Here is a 24,525-nt window from a genome sequence, read left to right as displayed (position 1 = left end):
CAGGCCTACGCAGAGATGTAGGCCTGATAAGCAAAACGCCATCAGGCAACCATTCGCTTAACGTTTAAAGCCGTAATACACTTCGTTCCAGCGCAGTGCGTCCTTGAAGGCGGGCAGGCGCGTATCGTTATCAATCACGGTGATTTCGATATCGTGCATTTCGGCGAATTGACGCATGTCGTTCAGATCTAACGCATGACTGAAGACGGTATGATGCGCGCCGCCGGCGAGGATCCACGCTTCAGACGCGGTCGGCAGATCCGGCTGCGCTTTCCACAGCGCGTTCGCGACGGGCAGTTTCGGTAGCGAGTGCGGGGTTTTCACGGTGTCGATGCAGTTGACCAGTAGACGATAGCGATCGCCGAGGTCGATCAGGCTGGCAACGATCGCCGGACCCGTTTGGGTGTTGAAAATCAGGCGGGCAGGGGCGTCTTTACCGCCAATACCGAGATGCTGGACGTCAAGGATTGGTTTGTCTTCCACGGCGATGGTCGGGCAGACTTCCAGCATATGGGAGCCGAGTACCAGATCGTTGCCTTTTTCGAAGTGATAAGTGTAATCCTCCATAAAAGAGGTGCCGCCCTGCAGACCGGTTGACATCACTTTCATGATGCGAAGCAGAGCGGCGGTTTTCCAGTCGCCTTCGCCGGCAAAGCCATAGCCCTGCTGCATCAGGCGCTGTACGGCCAGACCCGGAAGCTGTTTCAGACCGTGTAAATCTTCAAAGGTGGTGGTGAAGGCATGGAAGCCGCCCTGTTCCAGAAAGCGCTTCATGCCCAACTCGATACGCGCCGCTTCCAGCACGTTCTGGCGTTTATCGCCGTGAACCTGCGTGGCGGCGGTCAGGGTATAGCTGCTTTCGTATTCATCAATCAGGGCGTTAATGTCACCGTCGCTGATGGAATTGACCACCTGCACGAGATCGCCGACTGCCCAGGTGTTGACTGAGAAACCGAACTTGATCTGCGCAGCGACTTTATCGCCATCGGTGACCGCCACTTCACGCATATTATCGCCAAAACGGCACACTTTCAGATGACGGGTATCCTGTTTCGATACTGCATGGCGTATCCAGGAGCCGATACGCTGCTGCGCCTGTGGGTCCTGCCAGTGACCGGTCACTACCGCGTGCTGTTGGCGCATACGTGCGCCAATGAAACCGAACTCACGACCGCCGTGCGCGGTCTGGTTCAGGTTCATAAAGTCCATATCAATGCTGTCCCACGGCAGGGCGGCATTGAACTGAGTGTGGAATTGCAGCAGGGGTTTGTTGAGCGTCGTCAGGCCGTTGATCCACATTTTGGCCGGAGAGAAGGTATGCAGCCAGACCACCAGACCCGCACAGCGTTCGTCATAGTTTGCGTCACGGCAAATGGCAGTGATCTCATCGGGTGTGGTCCCCAGCGGTTTTAACACCAGCTTGCAGGGCAGTTTGGCTTCGGTATTCAGCGCCTTGACGACGTGCTCAGCATGCTGAGTCACCTGACGCAGCGTTTCAGGGCCGTACAAATGCTGGCTGCCAATTACAAACCACACTTCATAGTTATCAAAAATAGTCATTGTCGTGTCCTTAGTGAGTCAGGGTTGCCTGGTCAGCCGGCGCGGTATTTACCGGGGTGGCAGTCGGAAGATAATGTTGCTCAGCGCTTAGCGACCATTGCTGATAGCGGCGATAAAGCTGTTCGAAACGTTGCGCCTGTTCGGGGCGAGGTTGCAGCGTGTTTTCCACTGCGCTGGCCATTTTCCGCTGGGCCGCAGGAATATCGGTATGCACGTTAGCCGCTACGGCCGCGAAGATGGCTGCACCGAGGGCGCAACACTGATCGGAGGCGACGATTTGTAGCGGACGGTTCAGCACATCGCAGCAGGCCTGCATGATGACCTTATTTTTCCGGGCGATGCCGCCCAACGCCATCACGTTGTTGACCGCAATGCCTTGTTCAGTAAAGCATTCCATGATCGCCCGTGCGCCAAAGGCGGTCGCAGCGATCAGCCCGCCAAACATCGCCGGGGCGTCGGTGGCAAGATTCAGATCGGTCATCACCCCTTTCAGACGCTGGTTTGCGTTTGGCGTACGACGACCGTTAAACCAGTCAAGTACCACCGGCAGGTGATCCAGCGACGGGTTCTTCGCCCAGGCTTCGGTCAATGCCGGCAGCAGTTGCTTCTGGCTGGCGTTTATTTGCGCTTTCAGTTCCGGGTGCTGCGCGGCGAGTTGCTCCAGCGGCCAGCCGAGAATGCGTCCAAACCACGCGTAGATATCGCCAAAGGCAGACTGACCCGCCTCCAGGCCGATAAAATCGGGCACCACGCTACCATCGACTTGTCCGCAAATGCCTTTCACGGCGCGCTCACCGACGCTCTGTTTATCGGCTATCAGGATGTCGCAGGTTGAGGTTCCAATCACTTTCACCAGCGCATTGGGCTGCGCACCTGCGCCGACGGCACCCATGTGGCAGTCGAACGCGCCACCCGAGATGACGACGTTTTCCGGCAGACCGAGGCGCTGTGCCCACTCGGCGCACAGTGTCCCAACCGGCAAATCGGCGGTGAAAGTGTCTGTGAACAGGGGATATTGCAAATGCTGGTTAATCAGCGGATCGAGTTCGTCGAAGAAATTGGCGGGTGGCAGACCGCCCCAGCTTTCATGCCACAGCGATTTATGCCCGGCGCTACAGCGACCCCGACGGATATCCTGCGGACGCGTGGTGCCAGAAAGCAGAGCAGGCACCCAGTCGCACAGTTCAATCCAGGAGACGGCGGCCTGGGCAACCGCGCTGTCTTCGCGGGTAACATGAAGGATCTTTGCCCAGAACCATTCACTGGAGTAAATACCGCCGATGTAGCGGGAGTAATCGATCTTACCCGGCGTATGGCACAGACGGGTAATCGCTTCGGCCTCTTCTACTGACGTGTGATCCTTCCACAGGACGAACATCGCATTGGGGTTTTCCGCGAACTCTTCCCGGAGCGCCAGCACGTTTCCATCGGCGTCAATTGGCGCAGGCGTTGAGCCCGTACTGTCGACGCCAATCCCAACGACCTCTGCACGTTGCGTCGCGCCCAGTTCAGCCAGCACGCTTTTCAGCGCGGCTTCCATTGATTCTATGTAGTCGCGCGGATGATGGCGGAAACGGTTGTTCGGTGCGTCGCAATAACGCCCTTCCTGCCAGCGTGGGTACCACTCTACGCTGGTGGCGATCTCTTCGCCGGTGGCGCATTCCACAGCCAGCGCGCGTACAGAATCACTGCCAAAATCGAGGCCAATTGCAATTGCCATCCTCTTACTCCATCCAGAAATACGGGTATGGAGAAACAGTAGTGAGTGGGGATAAAAACCGTCAGGCAGGATTCGCTAATCTTATGGATTAAAATGCTATGGCATCGCAAAGTGTGACGCTGTGCAAATAATCAATGTGGACATTTCTGCTCCAGTTATAGACACTTTTGTTAGCCGTTTTTGTCGCAGTCATCGCTCGGAGTTGTTACATAATGCTTTTCACAAGCGGGGTTGATGGTCTACCAATGGCATTGCGGCGGCGAGACGGGGCGAAGATAACGTCGCCTCGCGTAATATGGACAATTTGTTTCCTCACTGAACCTCGGGAGTCGTGAAATTATGGCTGAACCACAAAATGACCCTCTCCTGCCGGGGTACTCCTTTAACGCGCATCTGGTTGCCGGTTTAACGCCGATAGACGCCAACGGATATCTGGATTTTTTTATCGACAGACCATTGGGGATGAAAGGCTATATCCTTAACCTCACGATCCGGGGTGAAGGGGTGATCAAAAATCACGGCAGGGAGTTTGTGTGCCGACCGGGCGATATTTTGCTGTTTCCGCCAGGTGAAATTCATCACTATGGACGCCACCCGGATGCCAGCGAATGGTATCACCAGTGGGTTTACTTTCGTCCCCGCGCTTACTGGCAGGAGTGGCTGACCTGGCCGTCGATCTTTGCACAGACCGGTTTTTTTCGTCCGGACGAGGCGCACCAGCCACATTTTAATGAACTGTTCGGCCAGATCATAAGCGCCGGGCAGGGAGAAGGTCGCTACTGTGAGTTGCTGGCGATCAACCTGCTGGAACAGTTACTGCTGCGGCGTATGGAAGCGGTCAATGCGTCGCTGCATCCGCCGATGGATAACCGCGTGCGCGATGCCTGTCAGTACATCAGCGATCATCTGGCCGACAGCCATTTTGATATTGCCAGCGTTGCCCAGCACGTCTGCCTGTCGCCATCGCGCCTGTCTCACCTGTTCCGGCAACAGTTGGGTATCAGCGTATTGAGCTGGCGTGAGGATCAGCGAATCAGTCAGGCGAAACTACTGCTCAGTACAACACGCATGCCGATTGCCACCGTCGGACGCAATGTTGGGTTCGACGATCAACTCTATTTCTCCCGTGTTTTTAAAAAATGTACCGGTGCCAGCCCGAGCGAGTTCCGCGCCGGTTGTGAAGAAAAAGTGAATGATGTGCCTGTGAAGATGTCATAACCTGTAACTATTCAGTCAATTGATGCCTTGACGAAGCCGGGATGGGTTAGCAGAATCCCTGTTTCGTAAATCTGACGGACGCCTTATGCAAGCATTTCTGGAACACTTCATTCTCCAGTCCGCCATGTACGCGTTGATTGCCGTGGCGCTGGTCGCTTTCCTGGAATCGCTGGCGCTGGTGGGATTGATTCTACCGGGAACGGTCCTGATGGCCGGGCTTGGCGCGCTGATTGGTAGTGGGGAACTCAACTTCTGGCATGCCTGGCTGGCGGGGATTATCGGCTGTCTGCTTGGCGACTGGATCTCGTTTTGGCTGGGCTGGCGCTTCAAAAAGCCGCTGCATCGCTGGTCGTTCATGAAAAAGAACAAGGCGCTGTTGGATAAAACCGAGCACGCACTGCATCAGCACAGTATGTTCACGATTCTTGTGGGACGTTTTGTCGGACCGACGCGCCCACTGGTGCCGATGGTCGCCGGAATGCTGGACCTGCCGGTGGCGAAATTCATCACGCCAAATATTATTGGTTGCCTGCTCTGGCCGCCGTTTTATTTTCTGCCCGGGATTCTGGCCGGTGCGGCAATTGATATTCCGGCGGGGATGCAAAGCGGCGAGTTTAAGTGGCTCCTGCTGGCGACTGCCGTCCTGCTGTGGCTTGGCGGCTGGCTGTGCTGGCGCTTGTGGCGCAGCGGTAAAGCCGCGACGGACCGCTTAACGCGCTATCTGCCAAAAGGTCGTTTGCTCTGGCTGGCACCAATGGTGCTGGGGATTGGGATTGTTGCGCTGGTGACGCTGCTCCGCCACCCGCTGATGCCGGTGTATATCGATATTCTGCAAAAAGTGGTGGGTTATTGATTCCTGATGCCCAACAGCGCTGAGGCGCTGGCTCTGCCACTCAGCAATTCATCCGTTTTGCCTTGCCAGGCAATGCGTCCGTCGGCAACGACGACAGAGCGCGAGGCGATGCGCGCCGCATCCTCGACGCTGTGCGAAACCATCAACAGCGTCAGTTGGCGGGCGCGGCAGATATCGCTTACCAGGGTCAGCATCTCCTGGCGCAGAGCGGGGTCGAGAGCAGAAAACGGTTCGTCCAGCAGCAGGACCGGTTGTTCGCGCACCAGACAACGTGCCAGCGCCACACGCTGGCGCTGGCCGCCGGAAAGCTCACCCGGCAGGCGAGCCATCAATGTCTCGATCCCCATTTGTTGCGCGATATGCCAGCGTTTCTCTTTCTGTTCGGCGCTTAATTTCAGTCCAGGATCCAGCCCCAGCCCAATGTTTTGCTCAACGTTTAAATGGCTGAACAAATTGTTTTCCTGAAACAGCATCGAAACCGGACGGCGTGACGGCGGCGTGGTGGTGTGGTCTTCCCCTTCGATCAGCAGGGTGCCGCGGGCAGGTGTGAGAAAACCAGCGATCAGATTCAGCAACGTACTTTTTCCTGCGCCGCTTGGCCCCAAAATCGCCACCTGTTCACCACGTGCCACGGACAGCGTAAAGCGCATGGGCAGATGGTGATAAAGCCAGGTGATATCAGTCAGTTTTAACATTTCGCCCCGGTAACGTCTCAATAACGGTAAATAAAATAAAGCACAGGATCAGCAGTAAGAGCGCAGTGACGGCACCGTCCTGACTGCGATAAGAGCCAATTTGCTGATAAAGATAAAACGGCAGGGTGCGGAAATCATCGTTGCCGAACAACGCCACCACGCCAAAATCGCCGATAGACAGTACGCAGGCAAAGGCCAGCGCCTGCGCCAGCGGGCGTCTCAATGCCCGCAGTTCTACTACTTTTAGTCGCTGCCAGCCTTCCATTCCCAGCGACTGACACAGCATCGTGTAGCGGGCGGAAATATCGCGCATCGGGTTTTCCAGCACTTTTAGCGCGTAGGGAATGGCCATCAGCGCATTGGTGAAAATCACGATGCCGTCGGCGGACTCCGGCAGGCCGATGCTGTTGTTGAGTAACAGGAAGAAGCCGGTGGCCAGCACGATGCCTGGCATCGCCAGAATCAGCATCCCGCTCAGCTCCAGCGCTTGTCCTGCCAGTAACTGCTGACGGGCGCGCAGTTCGCGACTGCTCCACAGCAGCATCATCGTCAGGATCACGCACAGTAGACCCGCCGCCAGCGCAATACGTAGCGAGGTCCACACCGCCTGCCACAAAACAGGCTGCGCGAGTACGTCCAGCAGATGGCGATTCACCCCGTCGACCACCACTGCCAGCAGCGGTGGGATCAACAGCAGCAGTGCGAGGACGATCAGCAGGGCATCGGTTAAACGGCTGTACAGTCGATCGTCCGGATCGCGCCACCCCTGAACCAGCGTGGTGCCTGGCGCGATAGCTTTACTCAATCGCTGACTGAGGAGCACCAGCCCCAGACAGCACACCATCTGGATCAGCGCCAGCATGGCGGCACGGGCCGGATCGTAGTCAAAATTCAGCGCCTGATAAATCGCCAGTTCGATAGTCGTCGCCTGCGGCCCGCCGCCCAGCGACAGTACGGTAGCGAAGCTGGCAAAACAGAGCATAAAAATCAACGCGGCGACCGGCGGTATTTGACGGCGAAGCCATGGCCACTCGACAAAGCGGAAGAATTGCCAGCCGCGAATACCCAGTTGTGCGGCCAGCTGACGCTGCTCGCCGGGGATATTTTCCAGCGACTGCAACAGCAGGCGACTTGCCATTGGCATATTAAAAAAGATGTGGGCCAGCAGAATGCCCTGCAGGCCGTAAGGCGAGAAGGTCCACTCCAACCCGAGCGTGTGGCAGATTGCGGCTAGCCACCCCTGGCGTCCGTAGACGCTGAGAATACCAAACACCGCGACCAGCACCGGGAGGATTAGCGTCATGGCGCACAGGCGCAGCAGGGCCAGACGACCGGGAAAGCGGCGTCGGTACAGCGCACGGGCAAGGAAGATGGCCGGAACAACAGAAAGCACCGCCGACAGGAAAGCCTGCCAGAAGGAAAAGCGCACCACGTGCCACAGGTAGCTGTCCTGCCAGAGCGAGGACCACGCCGCCTGCGGCGCGTTGAACCACAGTGCCAGAAAGGCGGCCAGCGCCACCGCCACCATCAGCGTGGCGGCGGAAAGGCCGGGGATCAGCCAGCCGGCAATTAACGGCTGACGGCGCGTTGCCATTCGCTAATCCATGTCTGACGTTGGGCCGCTACTTCCGCTGGTGTGAATTCCAGCGTCGTCGCGGGTTTAGTCAGTTGTTCGAACCCGGCGGGCAGAGTGACATTCGCCACCGGATACATCCAGTTGCCGGTCGGGATAGCATTCTGAAACGCGGGTGACACCATGAAGTTGAGGAACTTTTCCGCCAGTTCAGGTTGCTTACTGGCCGCGGTACGCGCGGCGACTTCCACCTGCAGGTAATGGCCTTCGCTAAAGTTGGCCGCCGTGTAGTTCTCTTTTTTCTCTTCGATGATGTGATACGCCGGAGAGGTGGTATAGCTCAGCACCAGATCGCTTTCACCTTTCAGGAACAGGCCATAGGCTTCGCTCCAGCCTTTGGTGACGGTGACGGTTTTTGCCGCCAGTTTCTGCCATGCCTGCGGCGTTTTATCGCCATAGACTTTCTGCATCCACAGCATCAGCCCAAGTCCTGGCGTACTGGTGCGCGGATCCTGATAAATCACTCGCCATTTCTGGTCGCTCTCGACCAGTTCTTTCAGGCTCTTCGGCGGGTTTTTGAGTTTGCTTTTGTCATACACGAAAGCGAAGTAGCCGTAATCAAACGGAACGAAGGTGTCATTCTTCCAGCCGCCAGGGACATTGACCGCCTCGCTGGCGACGCCGCTTTTCGCGAACAACTGGGTTTGCGTCGCCGCTTCCAGCAGGTTGTTATCCAGCCCGAGCACTACGTCGGCCTTGCTGTTTTTCCCTTCCATCCGCAGACGGTTGAGTAGCGAAACGCCATCCTCCAGCGCCACCAGTTTCAGCTCGCAGTTACAGTCGGCTTCAAAAGCTTTTTTCACCGCCGGGCCAGGACCCCAGTCAGCGGCGAACGAATCGTAGGTATAGACGGTCAGGACCGGTTTAGCGAAGGCAGGCGCTGCGCACAGCACCAGTAAAGGAAGACATTTTTTTAACACTTTGCACCTCAATAGAAGAGTGGCAAAGGATTTTGAGCGGTAGCCTCAAATCCCTTCGCCGGCGTTATCCGGATCAGGTTCGACGGGTATTTTCTCAGCCCACGCCTCTGGCGCAGCACCCCGTTGAGAACGGCACATTGTAATGATTACGTGAAGAGATCTAAAGGATTAAGGATCTGGCGGGGCAAACCACGCGGATTTAAAGTCGAACCAGCCGAGAGTATTCATGCGCAAGCCGCGCATACTGCGCTGCCCCTGAATAATCAGCCAGTGGTGAATCAGCGGCACAATCGCTTTGCTGGCGAGCAACTGCTGGCACCACGCGGCCAGATTCATCTCGCCGGTGCGCCAGCGCGCGGCGTCGGCTTCCCAGTCCAGCGGAATGCAGTGCTGCAACAGCGGGACTTCGCACAGATGCGCGAACAAAGAGAAGTCCAGCGGCAGGGTGAAGTTGGCGCTGTTAAGCCAGATGTCGCTCTCAATTTCCCCGGCATGCCATTGATCGTAGTCGATCTCCTGAATTTCCAGCTTTACCTGATGTTCAGCCAGGAGCTGACTCATGATCTGCGCAATCACCTGGTGTTCGATGTGTTCGTGATAATAGGTCAGCGTAAGCGTCTCCAGACCGGCGGGTTTTTCGCCGTGGCCCGGTCGTGCGTGATGCCAGCGGGGCAGCAAACCGTAGGCCGGGAACCAGTGGCGCTGATACTGCTCATCGGCGTAGTAAAGCAGGTTGCTCGGCGACAGTACGCGACTAACCCACTCTCTGACCTCCTGATTGGCGCCGCGATGGGTACGGGCATCGAACAGCAGGTAATAGCACCCCTCTTCCAGGCGGCTTTCGATAGCCTTCTCATCCTCCGTGGGACCTTTCAGCGTCAGGCCGCCGTTCGGCTCATCGCCGATATCCGGCAGTACCCAGACGTTCACTTCATCTATCAGCGCCCGAAAACCGAAGAAATCGTCAAAGGCGTGGATTTTCAGCTGATTACGTGTATTTCGTATCACTGCGTAAGGGCCGGTGCCAATGGGATGGCTGGAGAAATTGCTCAGGGTTTCCCATTCGCGTGGCAGGATCATCGCCGGGACCTGGCCCAGCAACCACGGCAGCCAGCGATCGGGCTGCGAAAGGTGAATGTCCAGCGTCCAGGGCGTTGGCGAGACGATCTCGCTGATATGGGAATAGAGCGGTAAGGCGTTAATGCGCGTCAGTGACGACACCACATCGTCCATTTCCAGTTCACGACCGTGGTGAAAATGGATCCCCGGACGCAGAAAAAAGCGCCAGTGCAAGGGAGAAATTTGCTGCCAGTGGTGGGCAATATCCGCTTCCAGTTCCCCATTTTCCTCATTTACGCGAGTCAGGGCGCTGAAGATTTGGCGAGCAATATGGGTTTCTGAACGCCGCAGCGCGCTGCCCGGCAGCAGATTTTGCATCGGGCGGTAGTAAAGTACACGCAGAATGTGACGGCCCTGGCGGAAACTGCGGCCCAGATGGGAAACCAGCATTTGTCGCACGGCCGTTTTGTCACCAACCAGCTGCACCAGTTGATCGATGCGATCCTGCTCCAGCAGATCTTCCGCGCGCTGCTGCTGGAGCGCCAGTCCGGTATACAGGAAGGTTAAGCGTGAGCGTTTTCCGCGTCCAACCTCTGCCTCCCACGTCAGCCAACCGCGCTCCTGCATGGTATTGAGCAGCGTACGCATATGACGACGGGAGCAGCTCAGGAGATCCGCCAGTTCGTTAAGCGTGGTGTCCTGCGTTTTGCCGTCGCAGCATTGCCACAAGCGGATGAACTGTTGTTGCAGACGGCCAGAAGACATAAAAGGGGAACTCCTGCGGAAAACTCAGCAATTTTATTATCCCTATATTAGGCCAATAATACATTCCGATGAAGCATTATGAAGGGGTCATCTATGCGCCAGTTCTATCAGAAGTACTTTGCCGCGACAGAAGGGTTGTCCTGGTTGGCTTGCCTGAGCGCGCCGCAGCGCTTAAAGATGCTGGAAGAACTGATGCAGTGGGAGGTGACAGCCTGACCCCGGAGTAGCAGACATCATGTGTGACTGAGTATTGGTGTTAATCACCGCGCCAGCAGGTATTATCTGCTGGCTTTTTTATTCTTTCGCGAAAGGATTTCAGATGCTCTGGTTAATGACGATGGGACGACGTCTCAACGGTGTGTACGCGGCGTTTATGCTGGTCGCATTCATGATGGGCGTGGCGGGGGCGCTACAGGCCCCGACGCTAAGCCTGTTTCTCAGTCGCGAGGTTGGGGCGCAGCCGTTCTGGGTGGGGCTATTCTACACCGTTAACGCCATTGCCGGGATTGGCGTGAGCCTTGCGCTGGCAAAACGTTCCGACAGCCAGGGAGACCGCCGCAAGCTGATTCTGTTTTGCTGCCTGATGGCCGTTGGTAATGCGCTGTTGTTTGCCTTTAATCGTCACTACCTGACACTGATCACCTGCGGCGTCCTGCTGGCGTCGCTGGCAAATACCGCGATGCCGCAACTGTTCGCTCTGGCGCGGGAATATGCCGACAGCTCGGCGCGTGAAGTGGTGATGTTCAGTTCGGTAATGCGTGCCCAGCTCTCACTGGCGTGGGTGATTGGCCCGCCGCTGGCGTTTATGCTCGCGCTGAATTATGGTTTCACGGTGATGTTTTCGATTGCCGCCACGATTTTTGCGCTCAGTTTCATCCTGATTGCCTTTATGCTGCCGTCCGTCGCCCGCGTTGAACAACCCGCGGATGTGCCGGTCAGCCAGTCAGGCGGTTGGCAGGATAAAAACGTCCGTATGCTGTTTATTGCCTCCACGCTGATGTGGACCTGCAACACCATGTACATCATCGATATGCCGCTATGGATTAGCGCAGAGCTTGGGCTACCGGATAAGCTTGCCGGGATCCTGATGGGCACCGCCGCGGGACTGGAAATCCCGGCGATGATCCTTGCAGGCTTCTATGTCAAACGTTTTGGCAAGCGACGAATGATGGTTACCGCTGTGGCGGCGGGCGTGCTGTTTTATCTCGGGCTGATTTTCTTCCATAGCCGTCAGGCGCTGCTTATCCTGCAGCTGTTTAATGCGGTGTTTATCGGGATTATTGCCGGTATTGGAATGCTCTGGTTTCAGGACCTGATGCCGGGAAGAGCCGGATCGGCGACGACACTATTTACCAACAGCATTTCGACGGGCGTCATTCTGGCGGGGGTGATCCAGGGGGCCGTCGCGCAGAGCTATGGTCACTTCGCGGTATACTGGGTGATTGCGGCGATTTCTCTGGTGACGCTGGCGATGACCGGGCGGGTGAAAGACGTGTAATGTGCGGTGTCCGGTCGAAACCGGACACCTTATTTTCTCAGCGCATGAAGGCCGGTTGTTTCTCTTCGTAGCTGGCGATTGCGTCTTCGTGTTGCAGCGTCAACCCAATACTGTCCAGACCGTTCAGCATGCAGTGGCGGCGAAATGCATCGATGTTAAAACCATAGGTTTTCTCGCCTGCTTTTACGACCTGCGCTTCCAGATCCACCTCGAAGTGAATACCCGGATTCGCCTGCACCAGTTTAAACAGTTCATCCACCTCGTTATCGCTCAGCTTCACCGGCAACAGCTGGTTGTTAAAGCTGTTGCCATAGAAGATATCCGCGAAGCTCGGCGCAATCACCACTTTGAAGCCATAGTCCGTCAGCGCCCACGGCGCGTGCTCACGGGAAGAACCGCAGCCGAAGTTTTCACGCGCCAGCAGAATCGAGGCTCCCTGATATTCAGGGAAGTTCAGAACGAACTCCGGATTCGGCTGCTGGCCTTTTTCATCCAGAAAGCGCCAGTCATTGAACAGGTGCGCGCCAAAACCGGTGCGGGTGACCTTCTGCAAAAACTGCTTAGGAATGATGGCGTCGGTATCGACGTTGGCGGCATCCAGTGGGACAACCAGGCCTTTATGTTGGGTAAATTTTTCTGCCATGGGAGTCTCCTTATTTGATGCGGCGAATGTCGGCAAAATGGCCGGTAACGGCAGCGGCGGCGGCCATCGCCGGGCTGACCAGATGGGTACGCCCACCGCGACCCTGACGCCCTTCGAAGTTACGGTTGCTGGTCGACGCGCAGCGTTCGCCTGGATTCAGACGGTCGTTGTTCATGGCCAGACACATGGAGCAGCCCGGCAGACGCCACTCGAAGCCGGCTTCGATAAAGATCTTATCCAGCCCTTCCGCTTCCGCCTGCGCTTTCACCGGACCAGAGCCAGGAACCACCAGCGCCTGAACGCCCGGCGCGACTTTACGGCCTTTAGCGACGTCAGCGGCGGCACGCAAATCTTCAATACGCGAGTTGGTGCATGAGCCGATGAACACTTTATCAATCGCCACTTCCGTTAACGGCACACCCGGTTTCAGACCCATATAGGCCAGCGCTTTTTCGGCGCTGGCACGTTCAACCGGATCGGTAAACGATGCCGGATCGGGAATGTTGTCCGTAACGGCGATCACCTGGCCCGGGTTGGTTCCCCAGGTCACCTGCGGGGCGATCTCTTCAGCCTGTAAGGTCACAACGGTATCAAAACTTGCGTCGGCGTCGGTTTGCAGCGTTTTCCAGTACGCGACTGCGTCATCAAAATCTTTGCCTTTTGGTGCGTGCAGACGACCTTTGACGTAATTAAAGGTGGTTTCATCCGGGGCAACTAATCCGGCTTTGGCACCCATTTCGATCGCCATATTGCATAAGGTCATGCGGCCTTCCATGCTCAGGGCACGGATGGCATCGCCGCAAAACTCAACGACGTGGCCGGTGCCGCCTGCGCTACCGGTTTTACCGATAATCGCCAGCACGATATCTTTCGCGGTGATCCCCGGCGCGGCGGTGCCGTTGACTTCAATCTTCATGGTTTTGGCGCGACCCTGTTTCAGGGTCTGGGTTGCCAGCACGTGCTCTACTTCGGAGGTGCCAATACCGAATGCCAATGCACCGAAGGCGCCGTGGGTTGCGGTATGCGAGTCACCACAGACGATAGTCATTCCTGGCAGGGTGACGCCTTGTTCCGGCCCCATCACGTGAACGATACCCTGATACGGGTGGTTCAGATCGTACAGCTCAACGCCAAACTCGCTGCAGTTCTTAATCAACTCCTGCATCTGGATACGCGCCATCTCGCCGGACGCATTGATATCTTTGGTCTGCGTGGAGACATTGTGATCCATCGTGGCAAAGGTTTTTCCCGGTTGACGAACCGAACGTCCGTGCGCACGCAAGCCGTCGAACGCCTGCGGAGAGGTCACTTCATGCACCAGATGCCGGTCGATATACAGCAGCGGGGTTTCGTTTTGTGCTTCATAAACGACGTGCGCATCAAATAATTTTTCATATAACGTTTTAGCCATGATTACACCCCTTGTGCGACGTAGCGAGCAATGATGTCGCCCATCTCATCAGTACCGACGGCGGCTTCGCCACGGGCCAGATCGCCGGTGCGGATACCTTCTTCTAATGCGCGATTAACCGCTCGTTCAATGGCAGATGCCGCATCATCGGCATCCAGGCTATAGCGCAGCAGCAGCGCCAGCGACAAAATCTGCGCAATCGGGTTGGCGATATTCTTGCCGGCAATATCCGGCGCGGAGCCGCCAGCCGGTTCATACAGACCAAAACCCTGCTCGTTCAGGCTGGCAGAAGGCAACATGCCCATCGAGCCAGTGATCATTGCGCATTCGTCAGACAAAATATCGCCAAACAGGTTGGAGCACAGCAGCACATCGAACTGGGACGGGTCTTTAATCAACTGCATGGTGGCGTTGTCGATATACATATGCGCCAGCTCAACGTCCGTATACTCTTTGGCGATTTCATTGACGATTTCGCGCCACAAAATGGAAGTTTGCAGAACGTTTGCTTTGTCGATGGAGGTTACCTTACGGCGGCGCTTACGCGCGGATTCAAATGCGATGCGCGCGATACGTTCTATTTCAAAGCGGTGATACACCTCGGTATCGAATGCTTTTTCATGCTGGCCGCTGCCTTCGCGACCTTTTGGCTGACCGAAGTAGATCCCACCGGTCAGTTCACGGACGCACAGAATGTCGAAGCCATTAGCGGCTATGTCGGCGCGCAGTGGGCAGAAGGCTTCCAGCCCCTGATACAGTTTTGCCGGACGCAAGTTGCTGAACAGTTTGAAATGCTTACGCAGCGGCAACAGCGCGCCACGTTCCGGCTGGCTGTCAGGCGGCAGATGTTCCCATTTCGGGCCGCCTACGGAGCCAAACAGAACGGCGTCTGCCTGTTCGCAGCCTTCCACTGTCGCCTTCGGCAGCGGTTGCCCGTGGTTGTCGATTGCCGCACCGCCGACGTCATAACGACTGGTGGTAATACGCATCTCAAATCGATGGCGAACAGCGTCCAGGACTTTCAGGGCTTGCGCCATCACTTCCGGACCAATACCGTCGCCCGGCAAAACAGCAATATGGTAATTCTTCGACATCACACGGTTTCCTTGTTGTTCTCGTTGTTCTGAGCTTTACGTTGCAACTCTTTTTCGACTTCTGCCGCACGCCAGATGTTGTTCAGCACGTGCACCATCGCTTTCGCGGAAGATTCAACAATGTCTGTCGCCAGACCGACGCCATGGAAACGACGTCCGTTATAGTTTGCGACGATATCCACCTGGCCCAGAGCGTCTTTACCGTGCCCTTTGGCGGACAGGCTGTATTTCACCAGCTCAATGTCGTAATCGGTAATGCGGTTGATTGCCTGGTAAATGGCATCGACCGGGCCGTTACCGTTAGCCGCTTCGGCTTTCACGTCATTGCCGCAGGCCAGTTTGACGGAAGCGGTGGCAATATCATTAGAACCGGACTGGACGCTGAAATAATCCAGGCGGAAGTGCTCGGGTTCTTCCTGTTGCTTGCCAATAAACGCCAGGGCTTCCAGATCGTAATCGAACACCTGGCCTTTCTTGTCGGCCAGCTTCAGGAAGGCGTCGTACAGATTGTCCAGGCTGTATTCACTCTCTTTATAGCCCATCTCATCCATACGGTGTTTCACCGCGGCGCGCCCGGAGCGGGAGGTCAGGTTCAGTTGCACCTGATTCAGACCGATGGATTCCGGCGTCATGATTTCGTAGTTTTCACGGTTTTTCAGCACGCCGTCCTGGTGGATCCCGGAGGAGTGAGCAAACGCGCCGCTGCCGACAATCGCTTTGTTCGCCGGGATCGGCATGTTGCAGATCTGGCTGACTAACTGGCTGGTACGCCAGATCTCCTGATGGTTAATGCGGGTGTTGACGTTCAGGATGTCCTGACGAACTTTTATCGCCATGATCACCTCTTCCAGCGAGCAGTTACCCGCACGCTCACCAATCCCGTTCATGGCGCCTTCCACCTGGCGCGCGCCCGCGTGGACCGCAGCCAGCGCGTTGCCAACGCCCAGACCTAAGTCGTCATGGGTATGGACGGAAATGATCGCTTTATCGATGTTTGGCACGCGCTCATACAGACCAGAGATAATGCCAGCGAACTCGAAGGGCATGGTGTAGCCGACGGTGTCAGGAATATTGATAGTTTTTGCGCCAGCATTAATAGCGGCTTCAACGACGCGGGCCAGATCGGCGATAGGCGTACGGCCTGCATCCTCACACGAGAACTCAACGTCATCAGTATAATTACGCGCGCGCTTCACCATATAGACAGCACGCTCAATCACATCGTCCAGCGTGCTGCGCAGTTTGGTGGCGATATGCATTGGTGAGGTGGCGATAAAGGTATGAATACGGAAGGCTTCGGCGACCTTCAGCGACTCCGCGGCGACGTCGATATCTTTTTCCACGCAGCGGGCTAACGCACAAACCCGGCTATTCTTGACCTGGCGGGCGATGGTTTGTACGGATTCGAAGTCGCCGGGAGAAGAGACCGGGAAACCGACTTCCATTACGTCAACACCCATACGCTCAAGGGCCAGCGCAATCTGCAGCTTCTCTTTTACACTCAGGCTTGCCTGTAACGCCTGTTCACCGTCACGTAAAGTGGTATCGAAAATAATGACTTGCTGGCTCATGTTTTAGGTCCTTGGTCTTTAGGGCGCCTTGCTTCGAGCATAAAAAAACCCGCGCAACGGCGCGGGTTTTTTATCTTACTGGATACGACTTAATGCTGAATGCCGCTCACCAGTCTACCGCGCAACGAAGATGCGTTTAGTAGTAGTAGACCGTTAAAGCGAGCGATACGAATCATTAAATCAACTCCAGGCGAATGCGATATGCTTTTAGTGGTACTGGATACGATGACTGATGTCAACCCCACCCGCGAAAACATCGGTGCAGGCAGAAGGAAATGGCAGTCCTTATTTAGCTAATTGTGCTGAATATTTTCTATTATTGCCGATGAAAAAACGGGAAGGTGTTTACACTTTTCACCGTTTGACATATTTAAGCATGCTTTTTTTCAAATGACGTTACGGTATCCTGGCAAGCCAGGATCGTAATAAATGAGTTATCCATATGATTTTGAATGTTTTATGACAATTAATAATAAATTAATAATTGTTGAGAATATGATGATTGATAAGCTAATGTTAAGAATTAACGCGTAAGTAATATAAGCATTTGATTGAATGCGAACATATCATTCATGAATTGGATGATTGTTTATTGGTGTTGCTTATGGTTATATTGCTTTCGTTATTAAAAATTATGATTTGCTACGCTGTGAAGGATTTTGCACCGTACTAATGCGGAGTTTTTACGATGTTCTTTCCGCACCTTTATGTTTTCTGAAATATCATTTCTACCCTTTTTCTTATTTTATATGCATGGTAAATCATATTTTCTGAGATTATTTCTCTGCATTCCGGCAAGAAAAAGGGAGTTAAGCGTGACAGTGGAGTTAAGTATGCCAGAAGTAACCGTTGATAAACCCGATCCCCATCATTTTGAGATGGATAAACCGCAACTTCGTATGGTTGATCTTAATTTATTGACTGTATTTGATGCGGTAATGCAGGAGCAGAATATCACCCGTGCCGCGCATGCGCTCGGGATGTCGCAGCCAGCGGTAAGTAACGCCGTGGCGCGTCTTAAAGTGATGTTCAATGATGAGCTTTTTGTGCGCTATGGTCGTGGGATCCAACCTACCGCGCGGGCTTTCCAGCTTTTCGGTTCCGTCCGCCAGGCTCTGCAATTAGTGCAGAATGAATTGCCCGGTTCCGGTTTTGAGCCCGGCAGCAGTGAGCGCGTTTTTCATCTTTGCGTTTGCAGTCCGTTGGATAATATCCTGACCTCTTTAATTTATAATCGGGTTGAAAAAGTCGCCCCTAATATTCATGTGCAATTTAAGTCATCCTTAAATAAGGACACAGAACACCAATTACGTTATCAGGAAACTGAATTCGTTATTAGTTATGAAGAATTCCGTCGCCCTGAATTTACAAGTATTCCGTTATTTAACGACGAAATGGTGCTGGTCGCCAGTCGCAAGCATCCACGCATTAACGGACCACTGCTGGAAAGCGACATCTATAATGAACAACATGCTGTTGTTTCACTCGATCGTTTTGACTCGTTTAGTCAACCCTGGTATGACACCGTTGACGCACAAGCGTGTGTGGCTTATCAGGGGATGGCATTAATCAGCGTTCTTAATGTTGTTTCACAAACGCATCTGGTGGCTATTGCCCCACGCTGGTTAGCGGAAGAGTTCACCACCTCCCTGGATCTCCAAATATTACCGTTGCCTTTAAAACTGAATAGTAGAACCTGTTATCTTTCATGGCATGAAGCTGCTGGTCGGGACAAAGGACATCAATGGATGGAAGAATTGTTAGCTTCCGTCTGCAAGCGTTAGGTTCGAATAAGATAAACCGGGTGTGACCATCCGGTTTATCCTGCTTATTATTCATTTTCTGGCATTTTGTACTGAATTTGAACGTTCGTTCTTTTTTCTATCCGCAAAAAAATTGATGATTCGCTGAATGTGTGCATTTTCAGCCGATTAATTATCAATACCTGCGTGAAATTTAGTTTTATTCGCCGTTTCTCCGCCATTTTTCTTTCATTTATGCTTATTTTTCTGTGTCTTTGTCTCTTTCCCAGAATTGCCTGCATCCTGGGGAGCGGTTAAGGTGGTTTACACATCGTTAATCGTCATTCAGTGAGGCAAGCCATGGAGATGTTGTCTGGAGCCGAAATGGTCGTCCGATCGCTTATTGATCAGGGCGTTAAGCAGGTATTCGGTTATCCCGGGGGCGCAGTCCTCGATATTTATGATGCGTTGCATACGGTTGGCGGGATCGATCACGTGCTTGTCCGTCATGAACAGGCGGCCGTGCATATGGCCGATGGTCTGGCCCGGGCAACGGGGGAAGTGGGTGTGGTACTGGTGACTTCTGGTCCTGGAGCCACGAATGCGATTACCGGAATCGCGACGGCGTATATGGATTCTATTCCGTTAGTGATTCTTTCCGGTCAGGTCGCGACCTCGCTGATTGGCTATGACGCCTTTCAGGAGTGCGACATGGTGGGGATCTCCCGCCCTGTCGTGAAACACAGTTTTCTGGTTAAGCAGACAGAAGATATTCCGCAAGTGCTGAAAAAGGCTTTCTGGCTGGCGGCGAGCGGTCGTCCGGGACCTGTGGTGGTGGATTTGCCGAAGGATATTCTCAATCCCGGTAAAAAACTGCCTTATTCCTGGCCTGAGTCGGTCAGTATGCGGTCGTATAACCCGACCACTGCGGGCCATAAAGGGCAGATTAAGCGCGCCCTGCAAACGCTGGTTACGGCAAAAAAACCGGTTGTCTATGTTGGCGGCGGGGCAGTGACGGCGGGTTGCCATGAACAATTGCGTCAGACCATCGAAACGCTCAACCTACCGGTGGTCTCTTCGCTGATGGGACTGGGGGCATTTCCCGCTACGCACCGTCAGTCGCTCGGGATGCTGGGCATGCATGGCACATACGAAGCCAACATGACGATGCATAACGCTGACGTGATTTTTGCTGTCGGGGTTCGTTTCGACGATCGCACGACGAACAATCTGGCTAAATATTGCCCGAATGCGACAGTGCTGCACATTGATATCGACCCGACTTCAATCTCCAAAACGGTGACGGCGGATATCCCTATTGTCGGTGATGCGCGTCAGGTGCTGGAGCAGTTGCTGGAGTTATTGCCGCAGGAATCCGCCCAGCAACCGCTGGATGACATTCGTGACTGGTGGCAACAAATAGAAAGCTGGCGTGCTCGTCAGTGCCTGAAATATGACACGCACAGTGAGAGTATCAAACCGCAGGCGGTCATCGAGGCGATTTGGCGTCTGACCAACGGCGATGCGTATGTCACCTCGGATGTGGGACAGCATCAGATGTTTGCCGCGCTTTATTACCCCTTCGATAAACCGCGCCGTTGGATCAACTCAGGCGGTCTCGGCACGATGGGTTTCGGCCTGCCTGCGGCCCTGGGGGTGAAAATGGCGCTGCCTGAGGAAACGGTGGTCTGTGTGACAGGCGACGGCAGTATTCAGATGAACATTCAGGAGTTGTCGACTGCGCTGCAGTATAAACTGCCGGTGCTGGTACTGAACCTGAACAACCGCTATCTGGGAATGGTTAAGCAGTGGCAGGACATGATCTACTCGGGGCGTCACTCTCAATCCTATATGCAGTCGCTGCCTGATTTTGTTCGCCTGGCGGAGGCCTACGGACATGTCGGCATTCAGATTTCTCGCCCTGATGCGCTGGAAAGCCAACTAAGTGACGCGTTGGCGCAAGTGAAAAACGGTCGTCTGGTGTTTGTCGATGTCACTGTCGATGGCAGCGAACACGTCTACCCGATGCAGATTCGCGGCGGTGGGATGGATGAAATGTGGTTAAGTAAAACGGAGAGGACCTGATTATGCGCCGGATATTATCAGTACTGCTGGAGAACGAATCCGGTGCGCTGTCACGCGTGATCGGTCTTTTTGCTCAGCGGGGTTACAACATTGAGAGCCTGACCGTCGCGCCGACGGACGATCCGACGCTCTCCCGCATGACTATCCAGACGGTGGGCGACGAGAAAGTGCTGGAGCAGATTGAAAAGCAACTGCATAAACTGGTGGATGTGTTAAGGGTCAGCGAACTCGGGCACGGTGCGCACGTCGAACGTGAAATCATGCTGGTGAAGATTCAGGCCAGCGGCTATGGTCGGGAAGAGGTGAAACGTAACACGGAGATCTTTCGTGGGCAGATTATTGATGTCACGCCAAGTCTCTATACCGTTCAACTGGCAGGAACCAGCGATAAGCTGGACGCTTTTCTGGCGACGTTGCGCGAAGTGGCGAAAATCGTTGAGGTCGCCCGTTCCGGTGTAGTGGGACTATCGCGCGGCGACAAAATAATGCGCTAATCATTCTCTTTTCGTTAATTCATATGCCCAACGTCTTCCGTTGGGCATTTTTTTGCGAAATCCGTGGTAACCCGGAATAAAAGCGGTTGCCGCAGTGACTATTCTGCGCTTAGATGTTACCGATTTTAACCCATGCCGTTACAATGGTTATGGTTTGTACATTTTACGCAAGGGGCAATTGTGAAACTGGATGAAATCGCTCGGCTGGCCGGTGTATCGCGAACGACTGCAAGCTACGTAATTAACGGAAAAGCAAAGCAATACCGCGTGAGCGACAAGACTGTCGAAAAAGTCATGGCGGTGGTGCGTGAGCATAATTACCACCCGAATGCTGTGGCTGCCGGGCTACGTGCTGGACGCACACGTTCTATCGGTCTGGTGATCCCGGATCTGGAGAACACGAGCTATACCCGCATTGCAAATTATCTTGAGCGCCAGGCGCGCCAGCGTGGTTATCAACTGCTCATTGCCTGTTCGGAAGATCAGCCCGATAACGAAATGCGCTGCATTGAACATCTTTTACAGCGTCAGGTTGATGCGATCATCGTCTCCACCTCGTTACCGCCGGAACACCCGTTCTATCAGCGCTGGGCCAATGGCTCCTTCCCAATTGTGGCACTGGATCGCGCATTAGATCGGGAGCATTTTACCAGCGTCGTGGGTGCCGATCAGGACGATGCTGAAATGCTGGCCGGAGAATTGCGTAAGTTTCCGGCTGATACTGTGCTCTATTTGGGGGCGTTACCGGAGTTGTCTGTCAGCTTCCTCCGTGAGCAGGGCTTCCGGGCCGCCTGGAAAGACGATCCGCGCGAAGTGAATTTCCTCTATGCCAACAGCTATGAGCGCGAAGCGGCGGCACAGCTATTTGAAAAATGGCTGGAAACGCATCCGATGCCTCAGGCGCTGTTCACCACCTCATTTGCCCTGTTGCAGGGAGTGATGGATGTGACGCTGCGTCGCGACGGTAAACTGCCTTCCGATCTGGCGATTGCGACCTTTGGCGACAACGAACTGCTGGATTTCCTGCAGTGCCCGGTCCTGGCCGTGGCGCAGCGCCATCGTGATGTCGCTGAGCGCGTGCTGGAAATCGTACTGGCGAGTCTGGATGAGCCGCGCAAACCAAAACCGGGGTTAACGCGTATCAAACGCAACCTCTATCGCCGGGGCGTCTTGAGCCGCAGTTAGTCTTTATCTGAATTGTTGCGCCAGAAATCCTCCTTCTGGCGCGGCAAAAAATAATCCTCTGCCAACAATACCCACAGCATAATCCAGATTATTCCTTAGAATTATCTCAATTTAAGAAAAATAAACACTTTTTAAACGGAACGGTTCGACGGAGGGATATTGCGGCGTAGTGTGGGTTAATTTTGTATTATTTTGTTACATGCCTGCGGCGAATTGCCGAATTAACAAACACTTCATACCGCAGCTACGCGAAAGACTCGGCGGGCTTGTTGGCGCGGGGGTAGGCTGCGCGAAACAGGGACTGTATTCATGATGCAATATGTCTTAAAATGCCGCTCGCGTCGCAAACTGACACTTTATATTCCCTCCTGAGAATAATTGTTCGTTTTAAAACGGTGATGAGTTGTGGGATTTTTTCTTACAAATATTCATGACGTTAATTTGCTTCGTTCGTTGGACAGAATTTAATCAACGCTGATATTAGCCGTAAACATTGGGTTTTTTACCTGGGTAAGCGTTGTGACTTGCTTGACAAGCTTTTCCTCCGCTCCGTAAACTCCTTTGAGTGGGAATTTGTGGGGCAAAGTGGTAATGAGGGGGGAGGCTGGCATGTTCCGGGGAGCAACGTTAGTCAATCTCGACAGTAAAGGGCGCTTATCTGTGCCTACCCGTTACCGGGATCAACTGATCGAGAGCGCTGCCGGTCAAATGGTTTGTACCATTGACATCCATCACCCGTGCCTGCTGCTTTACCCCCTGCCTGAATGGGAAATTATCGAGCAAAAATTATCGCGTCTGTCGAGCATGAACCCGGTAGAGCGCCGCGTGCAGCGTTTACTGTTGGGGCATGCCAGCGAATGTCAGATGGACAGCGCCGGGCGATTGTTGGTCGCGCCCGTCCTTCGGCAACATGCCGGGCTGACAAAAGAAGTGATGCTGGTTGGGCAGTTCAACAAGTTTGAACTGTGGGATGAAACGACCTGGTATCAACAGGTCAAGGATGATATCGACGCAGAGCAGAGTGCGACCGGGACGTTGTCGGAGCGCCTGCAGGACTTGTCTCTATAAGATGATGGAAAATTTTAAACACACCACGGTGCTGCTGGACGAGGCCGTAAACGGCCTGAATATTCGCCCTGATGGCATCTACATTGATGGGACATTTGGTCGCGGCGGTCACTCGCGTCTTATTCTCTCGCAGCTTGGCGAAGAGGGACGACTGCTGGCAATCGATCGCGATCCGCAGGCGATCGCTGTTGCCCAGACCATCAATGATCCTCGCTTCTCCATCATTCATGGACCTTTTTCTGCGCTGGCTGATTATGTCGGCGAGCGCAAACTGACCGGTAAGATCGACGGGATTCTTCTCGATCTTGGCGTCTCTTCACCACAGCTCGACGACGCTGAGCGTGGCTTCTCTTTCATGCGTGATGGCCCGCTGGATATGCGTATGGATCCCACTCGCGGTCAGTCGGCTGCCGAGTGGCTGCAAACCGCAGAAGAAGCCGATATTGCCTGGGTACTGAAGACTTTTGGCGAAGAGCGTTTTGCGAAGCGTATTGCCCGCGCCATCGTTGAGCGCAACCGTGAACAACCCATGACCCGCACCAAAGAACTGGCGGAAGTGGTCGCGGCGGCAACGCCGGTGAAAGACAAATTCAAACATCCCGCGACCCGTACCTTCCAGGCGGTGCGCATTTGGGTGAACAGTGAACTGGAGGAGATAGAGCAGGCGCTAAAAAGCTCGCTCAGCGTACTGGCCCCGGGTGGGCGGCTTTCTGTCATCAGTTTCCATTCGCTGGAAGACCGCATTGTGAAGCGCTTTATGCGTGAGCAAAGCCGCGGTCCGCAGGTTCCGGCCGGGTTACCGATGACGGAAGAGCAGCTCAAAAAACTGGGCGGTCGTGAGTTAAGAGCATTAGGCAAGTTGATGCCGGGTGAAGAAGAGGTTGCAGAGAATCCTCGTGCCCGTAGTTCAGTTCTGCGCATTGCAGAGAGGACGAACGCATGATCAGCAGAGTGACAGAAGCCCTCAGCAAAGTTAAGGGATCGATTGGAAGCAACGAGCGCCATGCCTTGCCTGGCGTGATCGGTGACGATCTTCTGCGATTTGGGAAGCTGCCACTCTGCTTGTTCATTTGCATCATTGTTACGGCGGTGACGGTGGTCACGACCGCTCACCACACGCGGTTGCTGACCGCGCAACGTGAACAACTGGTTCTGGAACGTGATGCGCTGGACATCGAGTGGCGCAACCTGATCCTTGAGGAGAACGCGCTCGGCGATCATAGCCGGGTGGAACGGATCGCAACGGAAAAGCTGCAAATGCAGCATGTTGATCCCTCACAAGAAAATATCGTAGTGCAAAAATAAGGAAAA

The 24,525-nt window shown here is 54.5% G+C and carries 22 protein-coding genes and 1 riboswitch; of the genes, 11 read left to right on the top strand and 11 right to left on the bottom strand.

What is annotated here, in order from left to right; translation table 11 throughout:
* Positions 1-57: 57 nt before the first annotated feature.
* Together araA and araB are read right to left on the bottom strand one after the other, a co-directional pair.
* On the bottom strand, positions 58-1,560 hold the full coding sequence (gene araA, locus I6L53_RS18115) for an L-arabinose isomerase (protein WP_042323905.1): 1,503 nt from the start codon (positions 1,558-1,560) through the stop codon (positions 58-60).
* A 10-nt stretch (positions 1,561-1,570) separates the two neighbouring features.
* Positions 1,571-3,280 (bottom strand): ribulokinase, encoded by a 1,710-nt coding sequence (gene araB / locus I6L53_RS18110; RefSeq protein ID WP_042323903.1) that lies wholly within the window; start codon positions 3,278-3,280, stop codon positions 1,571-1,573.
* 339 nt (positions 3,281-3,619) lie between these two features.
* On the opposite strand from araB, the gene araC reads away from it, so the two are divergent.
* The gene (gene araC, locus I6L53_RS18105) at positions 3,620-4,498 is read left to right on the top strand and encodes an arabinose operon transcriptional regulator AraC (RefSeq protein WP_042323901.1); all 879 of its coding nucleotides are present in this window, start codon (positions 3,620-3,622) and stop codon (positions 4,496-4,498) included.
* An 85-nt stretch (positions 4,499-4,583) separates the two neighbouring features.
* Entirely contained in the window at positions 4,584-5,351 is a 768-nt protein-coding gene (locus I6L53_RS18100; RefSeq protein WP_042323899.1) for a DedA family protein, read from the top strand.
* On the opposite strand, the gene thiQ is transcribed toward I6L53_RS18100, so the two are convergent.
* From thiQ to sgrR, 4 genes are all read right to left on the bottom strand, one after another.
* Complete coding sequence (gene thiQ, locus I6L53_RS18095; RefSeq protein WP_042323896.1) at positions 5,345-6,046, bottom strand: thiamine ABC transporter ATP-binding protein ThiQ; 702 nt, start codon at positions 6,044-6,046, stop codon at positions 5,345-5,347. The two genes, I6L53_RS18100 and thiQ, sit on opposite strands and share 7 nt — an antisense overlap.
* Positions 6,030-7,640 carry a thiamine/thiamine pyrophosphate ABC transporter permease ThiP gene (thiP, locus tag I6L53_RS18090; protein ID WP_042323894.1) on the bottom strand — a complete coding sequence of 537 codons (1,611 nt, stop codon included), beginning with the start codon at positions 7,638-7,640 and terminating at the stop codon, positions 6,030-6,032. The genes thiQ and thiP overlap by 17 nt, the downstream gene beginning before the upstream one ends.
* The gene (gene thiB, locus I6L53_RS18085; protein WP_042323891.1) at positions 7,616-8,599 is read right to left on the bottom strand and encodes a thiamine ABC transporter substrate binding subunit; all 984 of its coding nucleotides are present in this window, start codon (positions 8,597-8,599) and stop codon (positions 7,616-7,618) included. Before thiB ends, thiP begins: the two co-directional genes overlap by 25 nt.
* 32 nt (positions 8,600-8,631) lie before the next feature.
* Positions 8,632-8,732: riboswitch (TPP riboswitch) on the bottom strand.
* Between the two features lie 35 nt (positions 8,733-8,767).
* On the bottom strand, positions 8,768-10,423 hold the full coding sequence (gene sgrR / locus I6L53_RS18080) for an HTH-type transcriptional regulator SgrR (RefSeq protein WP_042323889.1): 1,656 nt from the start codon (positions 10,421-10,423) through the stop codon (positions 8,768-8,770).
* A 93-nt stretch (positions 10,424-10,516) separates the two neighbouring features.
* On the opposite strand from sgrR, the gene sgrT reads away from it, so the two are divergent.
* Positions 10,517-10,639 (top strand): glucose uptake inhibitor SgrT, encoded by a 123-nt coding sequence (gene sgrT, locus I6L53_RS18075; RefSeq protein WP_042323887.1) that lies wholly within the window; start codon positions 10,517-10,519, stop codon positions 10,637-10,639.
* A gap of 103 nt (positions 10,640-10,742) precedes the next feature.
* A complete protein-coding gene (locus I6L53_RS18070; RefSeq protein WP_042324134.1) occupies positions 10,743-11,921 on the top strand; it encodes a sugar efflux transporter in 1,179 nt (392 codons plus the stop codon).
* A 37-nt stretch (positions 11,922-11,958) separates the two neighbouring features.
* On the opposite strand, the gene leuD is transcribed toward I6L53_RS18070, so the two are convergent.
* The 5 genes from leuD to leuL form a co-directional block, all read right to left on the bottom strand.
* Positions 11,959-12,564, bottom strand: coding sequence for a 3-isopropylmalate dehydratase small subunit (leuD, locus tag I6L53_RS18065; RefSeq protein WP_042323886.1), 606 nt, complete (start codon positions 12,562-12,564; stop codon positions 11,959-11,961).
* Positions 12,565-12,574: 10 nt separating this feature from the next.
* Positions 12,575-13,975 (bottom strand): 3-isopropylmalate dehydratase large subunit, encoded by a 1,401-nt coding sequence (gene leuC / locus I6L53_RS18060; protein ID WP_042323884.1) that lies wholly within the window; start codon positions 13,973-13,975, stop codon positions 12,575-12,577.
* Between the two features lie 2 nt (positions 13,976-13,977).
* Complete coding sequence (gene leuB, locus I6L53_RS18055; protein WP_042323882.1) at positions 13,978-15,069, bottom strand: 3-isopropylmalate dehydrogenase; 1,092 nt, start codon at positions 15,067-15,069, stop codon at positions 13,978-13,980.
* On the bottom strand, positions 15,069-16,640 hold the full coding sequence (gene leuA, locus I6L53_RS18050; RefSeq protein WP_042323880.1) for a 2-isopropylmalate synthase: 1,572 nt from the start codon (positions 16,638-16,640) through the stop codon (positions 15,069-15,071). The genes leuB and leuA overlap by 1 nt, the downstream gene beginning before the upstream one ends.
* A gap of 89 nt (positions 16,641-16,729) precedes the next feature.
* Positions 16,730-16,816, bottom strand: coding sequence for a leu operon leader peptide (leuL, locus tag I6L53_RS18045; RefSeq protein WP_042323878.1), 87 nt, complete (start codon positions 16,814-16,816; stop codon positions 16,730-16,732).
* Positions 16,817-17,473: 657 nt separating this feature from the next.
* Between leuL and leuO the strand changes: the two genes are divergently transcribed.
* The 7 genes from leuO (at position 17,474) to ftsL (ending at position 24,519) form a co-directional block, all read left to right on the top strand.
* Positions 17,474-18,424, top strand: coding sequence for a transcriptional regulator LeuO (gene leuO, locus I6L53_RS18040; protein WP_042323876.1), 951 nt, complete (start codon positions 17,474-17,476; stop codon positions 18,422-18,424).
* 318 nt (positions 18,425-18,742) lie between these two features.
* A complete protein-coding gene (ilvI, locus tag I6L53_RS18035) occupies positions 18,743-20,467 on the top strand; it encodes an acetolactate synthase 3 large subunit (protein WP_042323875.1) in 1,725 nt (574 codons plus the stop codon).
* A gap of 2 nt (positions 20,468-20,469) precedes the next feature.
* On the top strand, positions 20,470-20,961 hold the full coding sequence (gene ilvN / locus I6L53_RS18030; RefSeq protein ID WP_042323873.1) for an acetolactate synthase small subunit: 492 nt from the start codon (positions 20,470-20,472) through the stop codon (positions 20,959-20,961).
* Between the two features lie 180 nt (positions 20,962-21,141).
* A complete protein-coding gene (gene cra, locus I6L53_RS18025) occupies positions 21,142-22,146 on the top strand; it encodes a catabolite repressor/activator (protein WP_042323870.1) in 1,005 nt (334 codons plus the stop codon).
* A 609-nt stretch (positions 22,147-22,755) separates the two neighbouring features.
* Positions 22,756-23,214, top strand: a complete 459-nt coding sequence (gene mraZ, locus I6L53_RS18020; protein ID WP_042323868.1) for a division/cell wall cluster transcriptional repressor MraZ — start codon at positions 22,756-22,758, stop codon at positions 23,212-23,214.
* A 1-nt stretch (position 23,215) separates the two neighbouring features.
* The gene (gene rsmH / locus I6L53_RS18015; protein ID WP_042323866.1) at positions 23,216-24,157 is read left to right on the top strand and encodes a 16S rRNA (cytosine(1402)-N(4))-methyltransferase RsmH; all 942 of its coding nucleotides are present in this window, start codon (positions 23,216-23,218) and stop codon (positions 24,155-24,157) included.
* Positions 24,154-24,519, top strand: a complete 366-nt coding sequence (ftsL, locus tag I6L53_RS18010; RefSeq protein ID WP_012904474.1) for a cell division protein FtsL — start codon at positions 24,154-24,156, stop codon at positions 24,517-24,519. The genes rsmH and ftsL overlap by 4 nt, the downstream gene beginning before the upstream one ends.
* The last annotated feature ends 6 nt before the right edge of the window (positions 24,520-24,525 follow it).

This window comes from Citrobacter farmeri, assembly GCF_019048065.1.
GTDB classification, from domain to species: Bacteria; Pseudomonadota; Gammaproteobacteria; order Enterobacterales; family Enterobacteriaceae; genus Citrobacter_A; species Citrobacter_A farmeri.
The sequence above is the reverse complement of the archived record's forward strand: the minus strand, read 5'-3'. Positions and strand labels throughout refer to the sequence as shown.